This is a genomic window from Ktedonobacter sp. SOSP1-52 (genome assembly GCF_016587395.1).
Genome location: NZ_BNJH01000002.1, coordinates 440,748 through 459,143, shown reverse-complemented (window position 1 = coordinate 459,143; position 18,396 = coordinate 440,748). Strand labels below are relative to the sequence as shown.

At 55.9% G+C, this 18,396-nt stretch carries 14 protein-coding genes and 1 tRNA gene; 9 read left to right on the top strand and 6 right to left on the bottom strand.

Annotated elements, in window-relative coordinates; translation table 11 throughout:
• Positions 1-266 precede the first annotated feature (266 nt).
• Positions 267-338 (top strand) — tRNA-Gly (locus JMJ16_RS17680).
• 89 nt (positions 339-427) lie between these two features.
• On the opposite strand, the gene JMJ16_RS17675 is transcribed toward JMJ16_RS17680, so the two are convergent.
• A complete protein-coding gene (locus tag JMJ16_RS17675) occupies positions 428-1,768 on the bottom strand; it encodes an MFS transporter (protein ID WP_201383592.1) in 1,341 nt (446 codons plus the stop codon).
• A gap of 196 nt (positions 1,769-1,964) precedes the next feature.
• The gene (serA, locus tag JMJ16_RS17670; protein WP_201383590.1) at positions 1,965-3,692 is read right to left on the bottom strand and encodes a phosphoglycerate dehydrogenase; all 1,728 of its coding nucleotides are present in this window, start codon (positions 3,690-3,692) and stop codon (positions 1,965-1,967) included.
• 378 nt (positions 3,693-4,070) lie between these two features.
• Here serA and JMJ16_RS17665 point away from each other — a divergent pair, with 378 nt between their 5' ends.
• The 8 genes from JMJ16_RS17665 (at position 4,071) to JMJ16_RS17630 (ending at position 10,225) form a co-directional block, all read left to right on the top strand.
• A complete protein-coding gene (locus JMJ16_RS17665) occupies positions 4,071-4,961 on the top strand; it encodes an ABC transporter substrate-binding protein (protein ID WP_201383588.1) in 891 nt (296 codons plus the stop codon).
• A 223-nt stretch (positions 4,962-5,184) separates the two neighbouring features.
• Complete coding sequence (locus JMJ16_RS17660) at positions 5,185-6,012, top strand: ABC transporter substrate-binding protein (RefSeq protein WP_201377064.1); 828 nt, start codon at positions 5,185-5,187, stop codon at positions 6,010-6,012.
• 386 nt (positions 6,013-6,398) lie between these two features.
• Positions 6,399-7,853 (top strand): pyruvate kinase, encoded by a 1,455-nt coding sequence (gene pyk, locus JMJ16_RS17655; RefSeq protein WP_201377065.1) that lies wholly within the window; start codon positions 6,399-6,401, stop codon positions 7,851-7,853.
• Positions 7,854-8,007: 154 nt separating this feature from the next.
• Positions 8,008-8,289 carry a 30S ribosomal protein S16 gene (gene rpsP / locus JMJ16_RS17650; protein ID WP_007923524.1) on the top strand — a complete coding sequence of 94 codons (282 nt, stop codon included), beginning with the start codon at positions 8,008-8,010 and terminating at the stop codon, positions 8,287-8,289.
• 70 nt (positions 8,290-8,359) lie between these two features.
• Positions 8,360-8,590, top strand: coding sequence for a KH domain-containing protein (locus JMJ16_RS17645; protein ID WP_007923523.1), 231 nt, complete (start codon positions 8,360-8,362; stop codon positions 8,588-8,590).
• Positions 8,591-8,737: 147 nt separating this feature from the next.
• Positions 8,738-9,328 (top strand): ribosome maturation factor RimM, encoded by a 591-nt coding sequence (gene rimM, locus JMJ16_RS17640; protein ID WP_201383586.1) that lies wholly within the window; start codon positions 8,738-8,740, stop codon positions 9,326-9,328.
• Between the two features lie 168 nt (positions 9,329-9,496).
• A complete protein-coding gene (locus tag JMJ16_RS17635) occupies positions 9,497-9,718 on the top strand; it encodes a hypothetical protein (RefSeq protein ID WP_007923519.1) in 222 nt (73 codons plus the stop codon).
• Positions 9,719-9,976: 258 nt separating this feature from the next.
• On the top strand, positions 9,977-10,225 hold the full coding sequence (locus JMJ16_RS17630) for a hypothetical protein (protein ID WP_007923517.1): 249 nt from the start codon (positions 9,977-9,979) through the stop codon (positions 10,223-10,225).
• 92 nt (positions 10,226-10,317) lie between these two features.
• Here JMJ16_RS17630 and JMJ16_RS17625 read toward each other — a convergent pair whose 3' ends face one another.
• From JMJ16_RS17625 to JMJ16_RS17610, 4 genes are all read right to left on the bottom strand, one after another.
• Complete coding sequence (locus tag JMJ16_RS17625; protein ID WP_201383584.1) at positions 10,318-11,268, bottom strand: cobalamin-binding protein; 951 nt, start codon at positions 11,266-11,268, stop codon at positions 10,318-10,320.
• A gap of 119 nt (positions 11,269-11,387) precedes the next feature.
• Complete coding sequence (locus JMJ16_RS17620) at positions 11,388-13,766, bottom strand: serine/threonine-protein kinase (RefSeq protein ID WP_201383581.1); 2,379 nt, start codon at positions 13,764-13,766, stop codon at positions 11,388-11,390.
• Positions 13,767-13,771: 5 nt separating this feature from the next.
• A complete protein-coding gene (locus JMJ16_RS17615) occupies positions 13,772-16,021 on the bottom strand; it encodes a WD40 repeat domain-containing serine/threonine protein kinase (RefSeq protein WP_201383579.1) in 2,250 nt (749 codons plus the stop codon).
• Positions 16,022-16,134: 113 nt separating this feature from the next.
• The gene (locus tag JMJ16_RS17610; protein ID WP_201383577.1) at positions 16,135-18,378 is read right to left on the bottom strand and encodes a serine/threonine-protein kinase; all 2,244 of its coding nucleotides are present in this window, start codon (positions 18,376-18,378) and stop codon (positions 16,135-16,137) included.
• Positions 18,379-18,396: the final 18 nt, after the last annotated feature.

The following is an 18,396-nucleotide window of genomic DNA, read 5'->3' as shown; positions in this document are numbered from 1 at the left end:
GTACTTGAAATACACTATCTTTTATACGCGCTACTGTGGCGTTCTGTTGCGTTATTGCTCTTGACCTTTCGCGCCTGCGGCGCTCAGTGGGTAAAGGGATGGGCAGTATGGCACGGGCGAATGCCCGTGCCATACTGCCCATCCCTTTACCCACCGGCGAACTTGCGAGCCGGAATTGAGAGGAGTGGAAGACGTTTGAGAAGGCGAAAAAAGGATTGACAATCTTTTGAAGATGGGTTATACTAAGCCATGTAAGCGATAAGCAAGCGAGAGTAACTCAGTGGTAGAGTGTCACTTTCCCAAAGTGATGGTCGCGGGTTCGAATCCCGTCTCTCGCTCTTTTTTATGCCCAAAAAGCCCGGCGCTACTGGCGTACGCGCCTACTTCCGAAAGTAGGCGCGTACGCCAGTAGCGCCGGGCTTTTGCATTACGCTCGTGCGCGGCGCATGCGCTGTTGCATGGCTTCCATATCTCTGGCGACCGTTCTTAGCCCGAGGAGGCAGATGAGGCCAGCGATAAAGAGGCAGGTGGGCGCGGTGATGAGCAGGGCGGTGCCCAGCGAGGTGTGGTCGGCGAGAATGCCGATGATGATGGGTGAAGCCGCGTCCCCTAGCAGGTGGGCCAGGAGCAAGAGCAGCCCGGTGGCGGTGGCGCGCTTATCAGGCTCGATGATATCCTGAATCACGGCGTTAATTGGGCCGAGACAGAGACTGAGCGTGATAATGGCCAGCGTAAAGAAGGCCACAAAGGGATAGATGTTGTGGAAGGTGAGCGCGATCAGGGTCAGGGGTGCGCCCAGGAGAAACGAGATGGTCGAGATGATGAGGCGTCCCTGCGGCCTGCGCTTCTGCAAGCTATCGCCAAGCCAGCCGCCAATGATGGTGCCGATAATGCTGCCAGTGGCGAGGGTGAGGCCGGAGACGAGGCCCGCCTGGGCCTCTGTGAGCTTAAAATCGCGCACAATATAGGTCGTAATCCAACCGGTCGCGGCCCCTACAATGAAGAAGCTGGCGATGAAGGAGCCGAGCAAGATCCAGTAGGTGCGGATGCGTGCGATCTGTTTGAAGGTCTGCCAGACATTCGTGCCCAGACTATGACCCACTATTTCGCCCTCTGAAGCATCCTCGCCTGTCTCATCCTCGACGCGATCATAGGCGCCACGCTCCGGTTCCACTGCGCGCCAGATGAGGAAGGCAGCGATCAGACCAGGGATGCCCACGAAGAAGAAGGCCCAGCGCCAGCCCAGGGTAACAGCGATAATGCCGCCCGCGATCTGGCCAATAGCGGTTCCCACCACGTTGCCGATGGACCAGAGCGAGAGCATGCGTCCGCGCACAGATTTGGGGAAGTAGTCGCCGATCATCGAGAGGGAGGCTGGCGCGTAGCCTGCCTCGCCAACGCCCAGCACCGAACGGGTCAGCAGGAGCTGAATGAAGTTATGCGTAAAGCCCGCCAGAGCGGTCGCGACACTCCAGATACCGACGCAGGCCGCGACAATATTCTTGCGCACCCCTTTATCGGCCCAGATGCCCAACGGGAATGTTGCCAGGCCATAGATGAGTAGAAACGAGGAGATTATAAACCCGAGCTCGGTATCACTCAGGTGAAACTCGGGCTGAATTTTCGTTTGTACGGCTCCCAGGATAGAGCGGTCGGCATAGTTGAGGATATTGATAACCAGGAGTACGATAAAGGCAAAGCGTGCCTGTCTGCGTGTGATCGGTTTGACGTTTGGCAGTGGATATGTTCGCGGCTTTGTCGTCGTCATAAGTGCAGCAATCAACCTTTCCCCAGATATTTTTAAGCCTCATCAATTGTCACAGGTAATTTAGCTGATAGTAGCATTGATCCAGGTCTCTGTCTACCATACGTACTAAACTCTGCCGGGTTGTAGAGAGGTACCAAACATGTAGGGTCCATGCCAGCATGGACCCTACATGTTTGGTACCTGTGGTGCTGAGGTTTTAGAGGTTTACTACTGTGACACCGAAGATGTCGCCGGTCTCGCTGAGTTCGCGCAGCGCCCAATCTGGAATGGCATCATCGACCGAGATGACCATCAGGGCCGTATCGGTGGTGTTGCCGGGGACGCGGGTGCGGGGCTTGCGCTCCACAGGACCGACATCCATGTGGCGGATATTGACCTGGGCCTTGCCAAGGAGCGTTCCAGCGCGGCCAATCATGCCTGGCTGGTCGAGGTTGCGGCAGAAGAGGATATAGCCCTCAGGTACAAACTCGGTCCAGTAGCGGCCAACGCGTACGATGCGAGGCTCGTCATAGACGACTGCGCCGCTGATGGCATCGAAGTGTTCATCCTCGATGCCGGGCTTGCCGATAAACGAGGAGGAGTTGCCATTGGGCGAGAGCACGCGTAGCGTGACCTGGTTGGCGAACTCGGCTGGTGTCGTGGACTTCTGCTCGGTGATCTCCAGGCCCCGTTCTTTGGCGAGCAGCTGGGCGTTAATCATATTGACGTGCGCCTCAGAGACGGACTCGAGCAGGCCCTTGATCAGCGCGGCCTGCAGTGGACGTAGATCATAGCTCGCGATATCGCCATTATAGGTAATCTCGATCTTGCTCAGTGGTCCGGGCTGCAACTGGGTGTAGAGCCGTCCCATCTTTTCGAGCAGGGTCATATATGGCTCAAGCACCTTCAGCGTCTCCGGCAGGATCAGCGGTGCGTTGACCGCGGCCCGGGGGAAGCCGCCATTGAGGACCGAGACGACCTGCTCCGCGACATCGGTGGCCACGCCAACCTGGGCCTCTTCGGTGGAGGCGCCCAGGTGAGGGGTCGCGATCACGCGGTCATGGGCCAGGAGTTGCAGCAGGGTCTCGTCATCGCGGATAGGTTCCTGGCTGAAGACATCGAGTGCCGCGCCCGCCAGGCGCCCCTCGTTGAGGGCGTTGAGCAGGGCTTTCTCATTGATCAGGCCACCACGAGCGCAGTTGATGAGGCGTGCCCCCGACTTCATGAGCTGAAGCTCATGCTCGCTGATTAATCCACGTGTACCCTGGGGGCCGCTGGTGAGCGAGGTATGCAGCGTCAGGAAGTCCGCGCGGGTCAAGACCTCTTCAAAGGTTCCCATCTCGACCCCGTTTTTGCGTGCCTGCTCGGGGGAGACAAAGGGATCATAGGCCACGACCTGCATCTCCAGACCTAGGGCGCGGCGCGCGACCGCCATACCAACTTTACCAAGGCCAATCACACCCAGGACCCTGTTGCGGACCTCGATGCCCATGAAGCGGCTCCTGTCCCATTTCCCTCCTTTGATGCTGGCATTGGCAGCGGGAACGTGGCGGGCCAGGGACATCAGCATGGCGATGGTATGCTCCGCCGCAGCCATGATATTGCCCGTAGGGGAGTTGACCACGATGATGCCCAGGCGGGTGGCGGCATTGGTGTCGATGTTGTCCACGCCAACGCCCGCGCGCCCAACGATCTTGAGGTTGGTGCCCGCTGAAAGCACATCGGCGGTGACCTGGGTCTCGCTGCGCACGATCAGGGCGTGATAATCGCCGATGACCTCGGCGAGCTGCTCTGGTGTCAGGCCACGGCGCTCGTCGACCTGTGCCTCAGGCATCTGCTCTTTTAAGAGATCGATACCTTCGCGCGCGATTTTATCGGTAATTAAAATACGAATAGTCTGGGAGGATTTATCTGCCTGGCTTGTTGGTTCGTGTACCTGTGTCATGCTGTTTTTTTCTCCTCGTTGCCACATATCCCTGGAGGCTAGCCTCCCGAAAGGTACGCTCCCAGGGGACGAAAGGCCTGTGTGAGACGTGATTTGTGCAAATAGCCAAGGTTAAGTTATTGATATCAGTGCTCGTCCTCGAACGCTGTTTGTATCTTCATTGAAGGCGTGATGCGCCAATGCGTGCCATATATGTGCGATGCAATGTTTGAGCGACGGACAACGATTGCCTATTCGCCGCAGGTTTATCTCTACTTTCAGAATATAGCATGGGGTGCGGCATGTCAAACTCTTTTCTTTTGAGAAGCTGTGAGATAAATAGGGGATGATTGTGCGTATGTATAGTTAGTAACGGAATCAGTTAAGAGGAGGTCTCGTATGTCTTTTATCTTCTCCAAGCGAGGGAAGCGCATGTCATGGCAGGCGCTTGGTATCAGTTGTATGCTTGGTTTGATGATGGTTTTGGCTGCCTGTGGTAGTAGTGGCACGGCCACGGGTAGTAATAGTGGTGGTGATGTAAAGGCCACAGTGGCCGCGCCAAAGGACTTGATCACCGGCGGAACGTTGACGGTTGGCAGCGACACGACATACCCGCCCCAGGAGTATGTTGACACGGCCAGCGGCCAGGCGACTGGCTTTGATGTTGACCTGATTACCGAGATGGCCAAGCGGATGGGCCTGAAGGCCAATGTTAAGAAGGCGAACTTTGATACGATCATCGACGATCTTAGCTCCAAGCGTTACGATGTCGTGATATCTGCGGTGACTATTAATCCAGATCGCCAGAAGAAGGCGCAGTTCATTCCCTATTTTAACGCGGGTCAGTCGCTCCTGGTGCAGAAGGGGAATCCCGATCATATTAGTAGCGTCAAGGATCTGTGCGGCAAGAAGGTTGGCGTGCAGACAAATACTGTTGAGTTTGATGCCCTGACCGCGGCCAAAAAGGACTGCACAGCGGCGGGCAAGCCAACGATTGCACTGACAGTGCTGGACGCGCAGACCGACGTTATCCAGTTGCTGGCCGACAAGCGCGTCGACGCGACCTATCAGGACTCGCCCGTAACGGACTACTATCTGAAGTTGAACCCGGGCCAGTTTGAGATTGGTGGTGCCATTACCGACCAGGCCCCCGAAGGCATTGTGGTGCGCAAAGACGATACCGAGATGTTTAACGCCCTCAAAGCAGCGTACGATGCGGTCAAGAAGGACGGCACGTACGATAAGCTCTTCGACAAGTGGCAGTTGAACTCCGCCCAGAAGGTAAATTAAGAGTACAAAGAAACAAGAATGGGGGCTTGCCAGCGGCAAGCCCCCATTCTTGTTTCTTTGTACTCTTTTAATAGCAGGAACGGGCCTGTGCTTTTGCGAGTGGGCAAAATATGTTACACTGTATCCGTCTTTATCGATCGATTCTAGGTTTGGAGGCTTTGGGTTAATGCATTTGTATGGGGCCCTGGTTTCTCGGAGAGGTAAGACACCTCTGGTGTTAATTATGTGTCTGCTTCTTAGTTGCGCGTTCTTCGTTGCGGCATGTGGTGGAAGTAGTGATAGTGTCACTTCAAGCTCGGTGAAGCCGTCAGTGACGCCACCCGCTGATTTAATCAGCAAGGGGACGTTGACGGTAGGCACAAACTCGACATATCCGCCCCAGGAGTACAAGGATGTGACAACGGGGAAGGATGTTGGCTTTGATATGGACCTGATCACTGAGATGGCCAAACGCATGGGCTTGCAGGTGGCTGTGAAACAGGGAAACTTCGATACCATCATTGATGACCTGACTTCCAAGCGTTACGACGTTGTCATCTCGGGTGTGACCATTAATGCACCGCGTGAGCAGAAGGCTGATTTTATTCCTTATTTCAATGCCGGGCAGTCATTGCTGGTGCGCAAGGGAAATCCCGAGAAGATTCAGAGTCCTAAGGACCTGTGTGGCAAGGGCGTTGGTGTGCAGAACACAACTGTCGAGCAGGATAGCTTGACGCAGGCCAATAAAGCCTGTCTTGCAGCAGGAAAGCCAGCTATTAAAGTAACGGCGCTTGATAGCCAAAATGATGTGGTGCAGTTGCTGGTGGATGGGCGTGTATCGGCGACCTACCAGGACTCGCCCGTGACAGACTATTATATGAAACTCAATCCAGGCCAATTCCAGATAGGTGGTTCCATTACCGATCAGGCTATAGAAGGTATCGCCACACGTAAAGGCGATCAGGAGATGGGGAAAGCCCTTAAGGCCGCCTATGACGCGGTGAAACGCGATGGAACCTACGATAAACTCTTTGAAAAATGGGGCTTAAACGCACAGCAGGAAGTGCGCTAGATGCGCTTGCAATGGTCACCTGGCGCCGCTAGGAACTGCTTCGTTTAAGGCTCCACCTGGCCTCCCCTACCGCGTAAGGGAGGACCAGGCTTTCTTTCGTATGAGTAGAAAAAATGCCTGGTTGGTCGAATGGGAAGATAGGGTGGGAACGCGGGCTCCTGGTTAGGGCGAGTGATGTGCAATGAGGCACATGATGTACATGGTGTACATACAGCACAATGAGTAAAAGAGACCCATCTGCGAGTGGAGTGTACGCAGAGGAACACCGTGAAAAACCAAAGAGCAAAGATCTTATTCCGAAACCCAACGTCACTTGCGTGCCTAGCGCTCCCCCCATTCGGGGACAAGCGCGCTCAGGGTTTTCGGATAAGAAGTAAGAGGACTGTATGAGACGGACGAAAATCGTGTGTACTATTGGGCCCGCGACGCGCAGCGAAGAGCAGCTAGAGCGCTTGATGCGGGCAGGCATGAATGTAGCGCGCTTAAACTTTTCGCATGGAACGCATGAAGAGCATGCCAAAGTGGTAGCAAGCATTCGCGCTATTTCAAGTCGACTACATCGGCCCATTGCGATCTTGCAGGACCTCCAGGGGCCAAAAATCCGTATCGGCACGCTTCAGGAGCATCGACCAGTGATGCTGGTGAATGGCTCCACCATTACGCTGACCACGCGCCCGCTTGAAGGCACCGCCGAGCTGGTCTCGACCACCTACAAGCAGTTGCCTGAGGACGTGAAGGTAGGCGACCGCATCTTGCTGGATGACGGCCTGTTGGAGCTGCGTGTCCTGGACCATAACGAGACCGACGTTAAGTGCCTGGTGGTGCATGGTGGCCTGCTTAAAGAGCACAAGGGCATCAATTTGCCTGAGGTCGCGGTCAGCGTTCCCTCGCTCTCCGACAAGGACCGGGATGACCTGCGTTTTGGCATTGAGCAGGGCGTTGATTATGTCGCGCTGAGTTTTGTGCGTAAGCCAGAGGATATTCGCGAGGCCAAGGAGTATATCAAGCAGATTCAGGCTGACCTGGGCGTAAAGGAGCGTGATTGCTACGTGCCGATCATCGCGAAGCTGGAGAAGCCCGAGGCCATTGAGCGGCTCGACGAGATCTTACAAGAGACCGATGCCGTCATGGTGGCGCGTGGTGATCTGGGCGTCGAGATGGCCCCCGAGAAGGTACCGTTGATCCAGAAGCGAATCATCGCCAAGTGCAATGAACTCTGTCTACCCGTGATTACCGCGACCCAGATGCTGGAATCAATGATTAATAATCCGCGCCCAACGCGTGCCGAAGCCAGCGACGTTGCCAACGCCATCCTCGATGGAACCGATGCCGTCATGTTGAGTGCCGAGACGGCCTCGGGAAGTTATCCCATTGAGGCGGTAGAGATGATGGTGCGTATCGCCGTTGAGACCGAGAATGGGTATCGCGCGAGCATTCAGTCAACGATGCAGCAACGCCTGACGCAGGAGCAGGCAGTCAGTCATGCCGCCCGCGCTTTGAGTGAGCAGACGAGTGTCAAAGCGATTGTAGTATTTACACGCTCGGGAAGTTCGGCGCATCTTATCTCTAAGGACCGACCACGCACGCCGATCATCGCCTATACACCCTCGGAGCACGTCTATCGGCGCCTGGCGCTCTGGTGGGGAGTCTGGCCGCAGAATCTTCCCATGGAGGGCACGACCGAGCGGGTTATCGCCGATGTCGATTGCCACTTGCAGGAGGAGAATTTGATCGCGCGTGACGAGCACATCGTTATCATGGGTGGAATGCCCGTGGCGAGCCGTGCGCGGACCAACTTTGTCAAGCTGCATTGCGTGGGCGAGGGGCCACAAGAGCGTTGACATTTTGAGTGGCGCGTGCTATCCTAGTTGGGCCGAAGTTCATGTGGCCCTGTCGGGTGTTAGAGGTGCCGTGTTGTTGCGCGCCGCACCAGGGAACGCGGCGCAGGTAGAAAATACAGCCCCTTTAGTGGGCGAGAGGTGAGAATTTTAAAGCATGAGTGTTAAGATCCGTCTCAAACGTACGGGCATGAAGAAGGCCCCAAGCTATCGTGTAGTGGTTGCTGACTCGCGCTCACCCCGCGATGGTCGCATCATCGAGAATATTGGCTGGTACAATCCTCGTGTTGAGCCTTCCGCTATCAACATCAACGAGGAGAAGGCGCTGGGCTGGTTGAAGAATGGTGCTCAGCCAACCGAGTCGGTTGAGTCGCTGCTGAAGCGCTCTGGTATCCTGGCTCGCTTTGAGGCTGAGAAGTCTTCCACAAGCGCTGAGTAGTATCGATTAGGTTTGTGCGGTCCGTTGTGAAGCATCGTGACCAGGTAGCGAGTGAGCAGAGGTAGAATGTATGCGTAAACTGATTGAGTACATCGCTCAGTCGCTGGTAGACGATCCTTCCGCGGTTGAGGTGCGCGAGGTGCGCAATGATCGCAGCGCGCTGGCTCTGGAGTTGCACGTTGCCCAGGATGATTTCGGCAAGGTGATTGGACGCCAGGGGCGTGTTGCGAAGGCTATGCGCACACTGCTGCGCGCCGGTGGGACGCGCGAAGGACGGCATACATCGTTAGAAATTCTCTAGGCACCTACCCGCCGGAGAGCGCGATGGATGCAAGAGCCATCTTGTATGCCTATCCATGATTGTGGTACGCCAGCACATATGTTGGTAGCAATGGGTGGATGGTAGGTATGACCGAGAGGCAATTCGCAAAGGGCGAAACTTATGCCAATGCAAAACAAGACAGAATGGGCTACTATCGGCAAAATAGTGGCCCTTTTTGGTGTGCGCGGTGAACTCAAAGTGTTGCCGCTGACGGATATCCCCGACCGCTTTATATCCCTGAAGGCGGTACACGTGAGCACCGATGGCCACACCTTTAAACGCTGTACTATTACGAGCGTGCGCCCGTATAAGGGCGAGATGCTGTTAGTCAAGCTAGAGGGGATTGCCAGCGCGAACGATGCCGAGGCCTTGCGCGGTCAGAGCCTCTGGATTCCCGAAAGTGAGCTGGCGCAGTTGCCTCCAGACTCGTACTATCAGCATGACATCCTAGGACTCAAGGTCTATACCCTGAGCAACCAGGAAGTGGGACAGATCGTCGACCTCTTTCCCACGGGTGGAAATGATGTGTATGTCGTGCGAACACCTGAGCGCAAAGAGGTGATGATCCCAGCGATCAAAACGGTTGTGCGCCAGATAGATGTGTTGCGTGGAGTTATGTACATCGATCCGCTTCCGGGGCTGCTTGACGACGAGGCCGTGCTGGACAATTCAAACGAAGAGGATGAAGAGGGGCAAGACGAATTTGGGGTGGAATAGTAACAAAAAGGCCTGAAATTGCCCCCAATATGGCTGTGCATAATGGCGTAGGTGTGGTATTATGTAGGAGGAGATGAAACTCTCCAGGCGTCTGATCCGTAGTATAAACGAGACCTATTGCGCGGCTCGAAGCGAGTTGAGCATCAAGTTTCTGTAGGGAGGTGTCTCGTGTCTGACCAGATCCCAACTCTTGCTGATTTATGTGCGGCGATCTCTGATGGTGTTATTGCCTCGTGTGTCGATGAGAACTCGATGTATCAGGTGAATGCGTTGGAATTGCGTAGATACGTTGCCAAGCGCGACCTGGAACCCACATTTGCTCGTCTGCTCGCATCTCTTCCTGACCCCGGTAACTACGTCTCCCCTACCATAAGCATTATCGGCCAATAAGGCCGTTTTTTTTGTCTTCTGGAAAGCCCTGCCAAAGAGGATAGAAGAGTTGCACGCGTGGTAGGTTAGGACTATAATATGATCCAAAGCATTGGACCCTCTCCTGCTAGGAGGGGGTTCGGCGGGATCGCTCGACAAGCCAGGCGCGCCTCCCTGGTTTCAAGAATGCCATGTTACTATATATAACACCACGGCCTGTTAGCGTTATTGAGAGCAGGCTCAGAGGCGAGCTATTCCTACTCGAAGGAAAGGTATTGCATGGAGCAACTCGATACAGATCTAGATTATAGCGTAAGCAAAGCGCGTTCGGATGCGAAGAAGCGTTTTAATACGCTATACCTCCTCCCTATTTTGGGCGTGCTTGTGATCGCCTTCCTCATATTGGCGGTGATCTTCCAATTGTCAATCGATACAATTGTTAGCTCGTTCATGTCATTCTTCATTGTCCTCTTCTTTATCGTAGCTGGTTTGATGTTCTGGGCCATGCGTCCAGAGACAAGCCGCTAAGAGCACAAAGAGCGTAGAGGTAGAAGAATACAGAAAGCAGCGGCGTGGTGCCTGCTACTGGCAGGCACCACGCCGCTGCTTTCTGTATTCTTCTAGAGGAGTATGGAGGCGGATGGATCGACTGAGAGGGGGAGGCGTTGTTGCCAGATGGCGTGCGCGAGCAGTTCGGCGGATTCGACGAGGCGCGGACCGGAGCGATTGAGATAGTAGTTGCCATCAATGATAGAGACGCGTCCCTCGCGTACCGCGCGCAACGTGGACCATATGGGATGTTTCTGGAGGAGTGGAAGGTCCTGTCGCGCGCGTTCGATAGTAAAGCCACAGGGGGCGAGGATGAGGACGTCAGGATCAAGGTCACTCAGTTGTTCCCAGGTGAGCCAGGGAGCGTGCCGACCGGTTTCGCCACAGATGTTCTCACCGCCTGCGTAGTCGATGAGTTGCGGAGTCCAGTTGCCAGAACCCATGAGTGGGTCCAGCCACTCCAGAACGGCCACGCGAGGCCTGGGGCCTGACGCAACGAGAGACATGGTTTGGGCCTGTAACTGCTGAAGGCGCTGTTGATAGCCCTGGATACACTCCTGGGCCTGTCGTTCTCTATTGAGGGCTTTGCCGACGCGCAGCATGTCTTCCCAAACGTCCTGGAGGCGGTAGGGGGCCAGCGAGACTATGCGCGGACGCAGCCCAGTGGTTTGCTCTAAGGCCTGGACCACGTCTTGCTCACTGACGGCGCAGACCTCGCACTGGGTCTGGGTAAAGATGATATCTGGCTGGAGGCGTTGCAGTAGTTCGGCATCGATGGTGTAGATACTCAGGGCCTTGAGCGCGTTCTCCTGAGCATCATCTCGGGCGTGGGCGAGCTGTTTGATCTGCGTGTCAATCTGCTTGCTGGACGTGTTGGTATCGATGACTGGACGGCTCAGCAAGGGCAGACGCTGGACCTCTGGAGGGTAGTCGCACTCATGGGAACGCCCAACGAGCTGGTCCAGGCATCCCAGGGCGGCAATCATTTCGGTTGCGCTTGCCAGAAGCGAGACAATACGCATGGCTTGTTATCCTTCTGTTTCTATCAATGACCTGTATACTGACGTGATCAGTATACAACATGATATATCGTGGAGTGGCCCGATGCGTGCTATCGCGCTCATCGGGCCACTCCACGATATTAAGCATCCATGCGCCAGATGATGGCGGTATTGTCGGCTGAGGCGGTTGCCAGGTAGCGACCTGCACCGGGTTGCCAGGCGAGATCCATAATACTGCCTGAGTGTCCGGGATTGCCGAACATCAAGGTTTGCAGTTCGTTGCCATAGGGGGATTTCTTGGGCGCGCGGTTAGCAAGATCCCAGATATGGACAAGTTGGCTATGACTGTAGCTGGCGGCGATGTAGCGCCCATTGGGTGACCAGGTCATGCCATAAACCTGCGGATACCAGGCGATGGTTGGGTCTAGCCCCTTGCGGTCGTGGGCGTCGGGGTCATCGGTCTCTAGCCGATGGAGTTGTTTCTTTTTCTGGATATCCCAGACATCGATGACATCAAGGTTGGAGACCGCGATGAGGTTGGGGTTATTAGGGCACCAGGCCAGGGCGAAGCGCTCCAGCAAGATACTTTTGGCATTGGGAGCAACCTGGCTAGCGCGGTCCGCCAGCTCAATAGTTTGCGTGCTATTTCCTTTGCTATCGAAGATATGTATCTGTTGCTTACTGTTGTAAGCGGCGAAATGCTTGCCGTCAGGCGCCCAGGCCAGGGTCAGGATACTGGTATTATCGTCGCTCCCCTTGGAGGAGTTATTAAGGGTCTTTACTGGCTGATTCATATCTTTGAGGTCCCAGAGTTGCAGGCTCTGCCCACTTAGCTGATCGGTTACGAAGAGGCTACTGGTGGGCGAGGCGACGACCTCATAATAGGAGGGTGCGCCAATCTCGCTCTTGGGAATATGGCTATCCTGGTAGACGAGTGGGTCCTGGGCGTTGGTAGTCAGATCAAAGGCATAGACCGTGTTGCGCGTCGACGCGCTCTGGGTAAGCGCCAGGAGACGCTGCCCATTGTAAGACCAACTTATCTGGTAGTAGCTAATAACATCTTCGAGCCGCCAGCGTTGAAGGGGCGTTTTGACGATGTTCAGGGCTTTATGTTGTTGTTGTAAATAGGCGTTCGTGTCCCAGATCATGATGGAGTGGTCCGTGCTTGCGGTGGCGACGCGTGCTCCATCGGGACTCCAGAGGATGAAAGAGAGAGGGCGCTTGTGTCCCATAAGGCTGAGGGTGGGAGCGCCTGAGATAAACTTGCGGGGGCCTGGCTCGACGGCTTGTAGTTTGGGTTGAGGGCGTGGCCAGAAGGCCCAGGCGGCACCGCCACCCAGTAGGAGCGCGGCGGTAGCTGCTCCACCGATAAGGATACTACGTCGGCTCACGCCTGGCTTCTCGGGAGCCATGGGAGTAGCCGAGGGCGTGGGCATATATTGCGATAGCGTCTGAGGCGTGGTCGGGTAGGCGGCCATGTGCGTGGGAGATGGAGGGGGCGGGGGAGCCGTGGTTCCCTGGGATGTTTGCGGGCCATTTACGGGCGCCTCAAGCGTCCTGGGAGCCACGGGAGGCGTCACATGGGTAGGGAGATATTCGGGGCGCTTTTTACTCCATGGCGCGAGCAGGGTTGCCTCGGGATCGTTCGGGTTGGTGCGGGCGATGGGAGACTGGCTCCAGGCGTTATCAAGGGCATCTACAAACGCGAGACAGCTTGGTGGTCGTTCCTCTGGGCGCTTGGCCAGCCCTTGTAAGATAATGGCCTCAACCCCCTGGGGCAAGATGGGATTGATCTCGCGTGGTGGCCTGGGTTCCTCCATGAGTTGCTTGATCATGAGGTCGTAGGGGGTTGCGCCGTGGAAGGGAACGTTACCCGTAAAGAGCTGGTAGGCGATCACGGCCAGGCTATAGCGATCACTGGCGGGTATGGCGCTCCCCTGCACCTGTTCGGGGGCCATATATTCAGGCGTGCCACTGCCGGCGTACGTTTTACTGCGATAGGTGGTGCTGGTAAGCAGTTTCGCGATGCCGAAGTCCGCGAGATAGAGCCAATCATTTTGCAGGAGCATATTAGCGGGTTTGATATCGCGATGAATGACCTGCTGGCTATGTGCGTAGTCGATGGCCTCAGCCACCTGGCGCAGGTAGTTCATAGCCAGGTCCCGGGTGAGATAGCGCTCGCGCTTCATAACGTCACGCAGGGTGCCACCTTGCAGATAGGGCATGACAATATAGGTCACGATTTCGTCGTCCGAGATGGGCTGTTCGCCAAAGGCATGAATGGTCAGAATATGGGGATGCTCCAGGGTAGCCGCCGCGCGTGCCTCATAGGCGAAGGCATGTAAAAAGCTTTGCTCTGAGGCCAGAATCGAGGGGAGTATTTTGATGGCCACCATGCGATGCAGTTCTGTATCCTCCGCCTGCCAGACCTGCCCCATGCCACCATGCCCAAGACGATGCAGCATGCGATAGCGGTCAAGCATTTTTCCTTGCCATTCTGTAGCTTGATTGAGTGCCATAGTCGTTAAAACCCTCGTCCTTGTGTCTTCCAGAGAAGAATACTATTGTTGGGATCGTTATAGCTGGCGACAAGCCAGTTGCCATCGGAGGACCAGGCCAGGGAGATCACCTCATGTTTGAGGGTGTCGCTGGCGAAGTCGCCGACGGGGAGTGTACCTTGAGTAATATTCCAGACCAGAATGTGCCCATCCTGGGTGCCCCCAGCGAAGGTGCCACTCTGATACTGGTATTTGTAGGCCAGGTTGGTAAGCATTGTATTGGTTGAGATTTGGGTGAATGGGCTGGTTTTCTCCGTCCAGTCCCAGAGAACCAGTGTGGATACATTCTGCTGCGTGATATAGCTGCCCGTGATTTTTCCATTATAGGCAATAAAGGCGCTTCCAGATGGCGTAACCTGACTATTTTGGAAGGAGAAGAGCGTGCTTCCGGCGTTCCACTGAGTTGTGTCCGTGGTGCTCTGAGGCGCGCCGAGCCAGGTGAGTTGCTTTCCCTGTTGCTGGACGCGACCAACGAGCGTGCCTTGCGTGACTGCAAAGGTCAGAATTGCCTCGCCCCTGGGGGCACGCTGGCTGGACATTGCGGTCGCTAGAACAACGGGTTTGTAGCTTGTGCTTGCTTCAACCGCCAGGCGATAATTGAGCGCAAAAGTGTCTGGTGCCTGGGTCGGATTGGTTGTATCAATCAGCCAGGATGTAAATTGCTGCTTCTGTGTATCAGGATCATTGGCCGCCAGCAAGAGGTGTGTGTTACTGAGCCAGGTGAGGCCATCAATTGTACTGGTTGGTAGGGTAAGGGGCGCCGCGAATTCGGGTAGCGGTTTCAGATCGGGCGTGTAGAGCGCGAGAGAGGCGGCCTGGTCGCCGCTGAAGGCGACCGCGATATATTTGCCATCAGGCGACCAGGAGAGCAGGGGCGCGCTGGTCGTCCCAGGTAGCTTGAGCCTGGTCCGGGCGAGTGGCTGAGGGCTGCTGTGAGAGAGGAGGGTGTTGCTATCCCAGAGTAGAAGTTGCTGATCGTTGGCGACCGTCGCGAAGGTATTCTGTGTTGGCGACCAACTGAGCGAGGCGACCGGGCTGTGATGCTGGTTGGGTATAGCCAGGGCCAGCCCATCGGGTGTTGGGATGGCTGTGGGGGTGTGATGGACCTGGGGTGCTGGTGGCGCTATTGTATGATTGAGCGTTAGCCAGCCACCCGTACCAGCCGCGAGGGCCATTACAGCCGTACCAGCCCCAATAATAAGTTTACGGCGCGAGAGCGGCCTGGTTGTCTGGGCCGCTGGTTGGGCAGATGCTTCCTGCGAGGAGCTGGATTGGTGCTGGGTTGAAGTGGATGTTGCCTCCGTGGTTTGCGTTTCCTCCGAGGGGAGGAGGCGGACGACCTCCTCAAGCGCCGCGATATAGGCTTTGGCGCTGGAATAACGCTCTTCTGGCTGTTTGCCGAGCTGGCGGAGCAGAATCGCTTCAAGTTGTGGCGGGAGCGCGGGATTGAGAGAGCGAGGCGCTGGCGGCTGCTCCGTAAGATGCATGATGGTGGTCATCGCGGGTGTGGCACTAGTGAAAGGGAGCTGACCTGTGAAAAGCTGGTAGGCGATGACACCCAGGCTATAGTCATCGCTCGCAGGGATGGCGTGCCCCTGAATCTGCTCGGGCGCGATATAATTGGGTGTGCCCAGGCTCGTGCCCGCACGGGTCAGATTCTTTCTGGATGCCAGGATGCGAGCCAGGCCAAAATCGGAGAGCAGGAGCCAGCTATCTCCGCGCAGGAGCATATTCGCGGGCTTGATATCGCGATGGACGATACCCTGGGCATGCGCGTAGTCAATAGCTTGCGCGGCCTGTTTCAGGTAGTAAAGCGCCTCGCGAGGCGGCATCAGTTGCTTGCGCTCCTGGTAGGCATCGATGCGATCTGCCAGGGAACCACCTGAGAGATACGGCATCACGAGGAAGAGCAGTGTCTCATCGGCATTAAGGGCGATCTGCCCATAGTCGTGGATGGGGACGACATGCGGATGGTTGAGGGCTGCTGCAGCCTGGGCCTCCTGCCTGAAGCGTTCGAGAAGCTCTTCTTCTCCCTGTGTGTAGATCTGAAGCGTCTTCATCGCGATTTGGCGATGAAGGCTGGGGTCCTCGCAGAGCCAAACCTCCGCCATGCCGCCTTTCCCAAGGAGGCGCAAGAATCGATAACGTCCAATATTCTGGCGCTGCTGCGTATTCGATATATCCGGCGCTTGTACGTTATGGCCATCGTTCATCATGCGTATCATCCTTAAAAATAGCGAATATAGCTCCTCTATGTGCCAGCCGCTTGTAAGTATATCTGATTTTGAAGCCAGGCGACTATGACGTGGTTCACGAAATCAGGAGCGAGCTAGAACGTTCTGCCTTGCATCTTCCAGATGTGAGTCGTCGCGTAGTCGTCGTTGTAGCTGGCAGCCAGCCATTTATAGTCTGAAGACCAGGCTAGCGCCTGTACAGCTTTCTTGACGTCGCTGCTGAGGGTCGCGACGGGCTGGTCAAAGCTGTTAGTATCCCAGAGCTGTATCTGACCATTGGGGGTTCCGGTGGCGATGAGAGGCGTCTTACCATTGGTGCCATAGGCCAGGGTCGTAATTTTGTTTGGAAGGCTGGTTGTGAGAGGTGTTTGTTTTGTACCTTTTTCCACATCCCAGACGGCCAGGGCTGTCGTATTACTGCTGTAATAGCCTGCGACTTTACTACCATCAGGGGACCAGCTAACAGTGAGGATATCCTGAAAGTTCTGATTTTCGGGCAGGGCCAGCAGACCGGGGGCATCTTGCCAGGTGGGATGACTTCCATTCATACTCGCGGTACCTACGAGGACGCCGCCTGCGCATGCGATAGCTATCTTCTGCCCATCGGGTGAGGCTTTTAAAAGTGTATTCGATGGGCTAATGCCACCTCCTATATATGCTTTGATTTTCGTGGCGTTCATCGTGGTTTGCCCTGGCTTATTGCAATCCAGCCCCCAGAGGTAAAAATGCTGGTAGTCCTCTGCACCTGCTATATATGAGACAGAGAAAAGATACTTTTGGCGTGTCCAGGTGAGACCACTCAGGGTGCCCGCTCCTTTGGCAAAGATGGGTTTTTGAAAACCTGAAGCAAGAGCTGAGAGATCTCGTGCATAAAGATCAAGAGAAACTGTGTGAAAGTCAGAGAGCGCTTCTTCGTTCGTATTGCCTAGCGCAAGCATGCTTCCATCAGGTGACCAGGCCAGGGTGTTGGAGCCATATTTTAGATTGCATTTGGCGCCAGGCTGGGGAGTGGCATTGGCGCGCATATGCTCAATGTCCCAGATATAGATGGTGTCGCTTGTGCCTGGCGTGGTCGTCAAGAAATTGCCCTGAGGCGACCAGGCCAGCCCTGAGATCGTATCTATATTGATATCGCGAATGACCAGGTTCGGGCCATTGGGATTGGGTTTAGGCGACGGCGTGGAAGCCCGGACAGGCGGCTTAGGTGTAGGTTTGCCCTGGTGAGTGAGAAACCAGGCGGAGCCACCACCCGCAAGCAGCAGGGCCGCGATACCACCACTAGCCAGCGCGGTACGTCGTGTGATAGGCTTATCGGTCGCTGGCAAGAGTCCCGAAAAGCGTGGGCGAGGTTGGGTAATCGTCGCGTGCTGAGCGCGAGAGAGTGACGCACTCTCATTCAAGGGAGGAAGCGTATGCGGTGTGTGTGGTGTGGCGGGCAGAGGGGCCTCGGCGGAGAAGCGAGGCGCAAGCTCTGGATAGGCTCGAATGAGTTCGGCAAAGAAGGCGTGGGCAGAACCCGGACGCTCTTCTGGCTTTTTGGCCAGGGCGTGCAGGATGGCCTGCTCAAGCTGTACGGGAAGCTGGGGATTGAACTGGCGTGGCGAGGGCGGAGGCGTGAGGATATGCTGGACGCTTAGCGCATAGGTCGTCTCCGCGATAAAGGGGAGGCGACCAGTAAAAAGCTGGAAGGCAATGACGGCGAGGCTATAGATATCGCTGGAGGGAACGTCGCGCCCCCTGGCCTGTTCGGGAGCCATATATTCCGGTGTGCCGAAGCCCGCGCCGGTATGGACCTCGTCGTCGTTGCCAGAGAGCAAGTGTGCGATGCCGAAGTCAGAGAGCAGGAGCCAGTTAGCATCACGCAGAAGCATATTGCCAGGCTTGATATCGCGATGGACGACCCCCTGTTGGTGGGCGTAATCAATGGCGTCGGCGGCCTGTGCGAGATAGATCAGGGCCTCTTCAATGGGCATATGTTGCTTCGCGGATGCCAGCGCCTCGATGCGGTCGGCGAGCGAGCCGCCTGGGAGGTAGGGCATAACGATATAGGTAATCACCTGTCCATTGAGTAGGGAATGTTCACCATAATCATGTACCGATACAATATGCGGGTGTGTAAGCGCGGCCGCGGCTTGGGCCTCCACTTCAAATCGGCGTGTAAAGGCTACATCATCTGGCGCATGGGCGGGGAGGGTTTTAATTGCCACCTGGCGGTGCAGGCGCGGATCTTCGCAGAGCCAGACATCGGCCATACCACCACGGCCGATGCGTTTGATTACCTGGTAGCGTCCAAGGGTTCTTGCGACCGCCGGTTGGGAAATAAAGCCATCTTTCGCCATGAGAGCTGTCCCTTCGCG

What these genes read in the sequence shown, in the direction of transcription:
- JMJ16_RS17660 (WP_201377064.1), top strand. Translation starts at nt 5,185, where the DNA reads ATGTGTCTGCTTCTTAGTTGCGCGTTCTTCGTTGCGGCATGTGGTGGA.
- JMJ16_RS17630 (WP_007923517.1), top strand. Translation starts at nt 9,977, where the DNA reads ATGGAGCAACTCGATACAGATCTAGATTATAGCGTAAGCAAAGCGCGT.
- JMJ16_RS17615 (WP_201383579.1), bottom strand. Translation starts at nt 16,021, where the DNA reads ATGATGAACGATGGCCATAACGTACAAGCGCCGGATATATCGAATACG.
- JMJ16_RS17620 (WP_201383581.1), bottom strand. Translation starts at nt 13,766, where the DNA reads ATGGCACTCAATCAAGCTACAGAATGGCAAGGAAAAATGCTTGACCGC.
- JMJ16_RS17665 (WP_201383588.1), top strand. Translation starts at nt 4,071, where the DNA reads ATGTCTTTTATCTTCTCCAAGCGAGGGAAGCGCATGTCATGGCAGGCG.
- JMJ16_RS17675 (WP_201383592.1), bottom strand. Translation starts at nt 1,768, where the DNA reads ATGACGACGACAAAGCCGCGAACATATCCACTGCCAAACGTCAAACCG.
- pyk (WP_201377065.1), top strand. Translation starts at nt 6,399, where the DNA reads ATGAGACGGACGAAAATCGTGTGTACTATTGGGCCCGCGACGCGCAGC.
- JMJ16_RS17645 (WP_007923523.1), top strand. Translation starts at nt 8,360, where the DNA reads ATGCGTAAACTGATTGAGTACATCGCTCAGTCGCTGGTAGACGATCCT.
- rpsP (WP_007923524.1), top strand. Translation starts at nt 8,008, where the DNA reads ATGAGTGTTAAGATCCGTCTCAAACGTACGGGCATGAAGAAGGCCCCA.
- serA (WP_201383590.1), bottom strand. Translation starts at nt 3,692, where the DNA reads ATGACACAGGTACACGAACCAACAAGCCAGGCAGATAAATCCTCCCAG.
- rimM (WP_201383586.1), top strand. Translation starts at nt 8,738, where the DNA reads ATGCAAAACAAGACAGAATGGGCTACTATCGGCAAAATAGTGGCCCTT.
- JMJ16_RS17625 (WP_201383584.1), bottom strand. Translation starts at nt 11,268, where the DNA reads ATGCGTATTGTCTCGCTTCTGGCAAGCGCAACCGAAATGATTGCCGCC.
- JMJ16_RS17610 (WP_201383577.1), bottom strand. Translation starts at nt 18,378, where the DNA reads ATGGCGAAAGATGGCTTTATTTCCCAACCGGCGGTCGCAAGAACCCTT.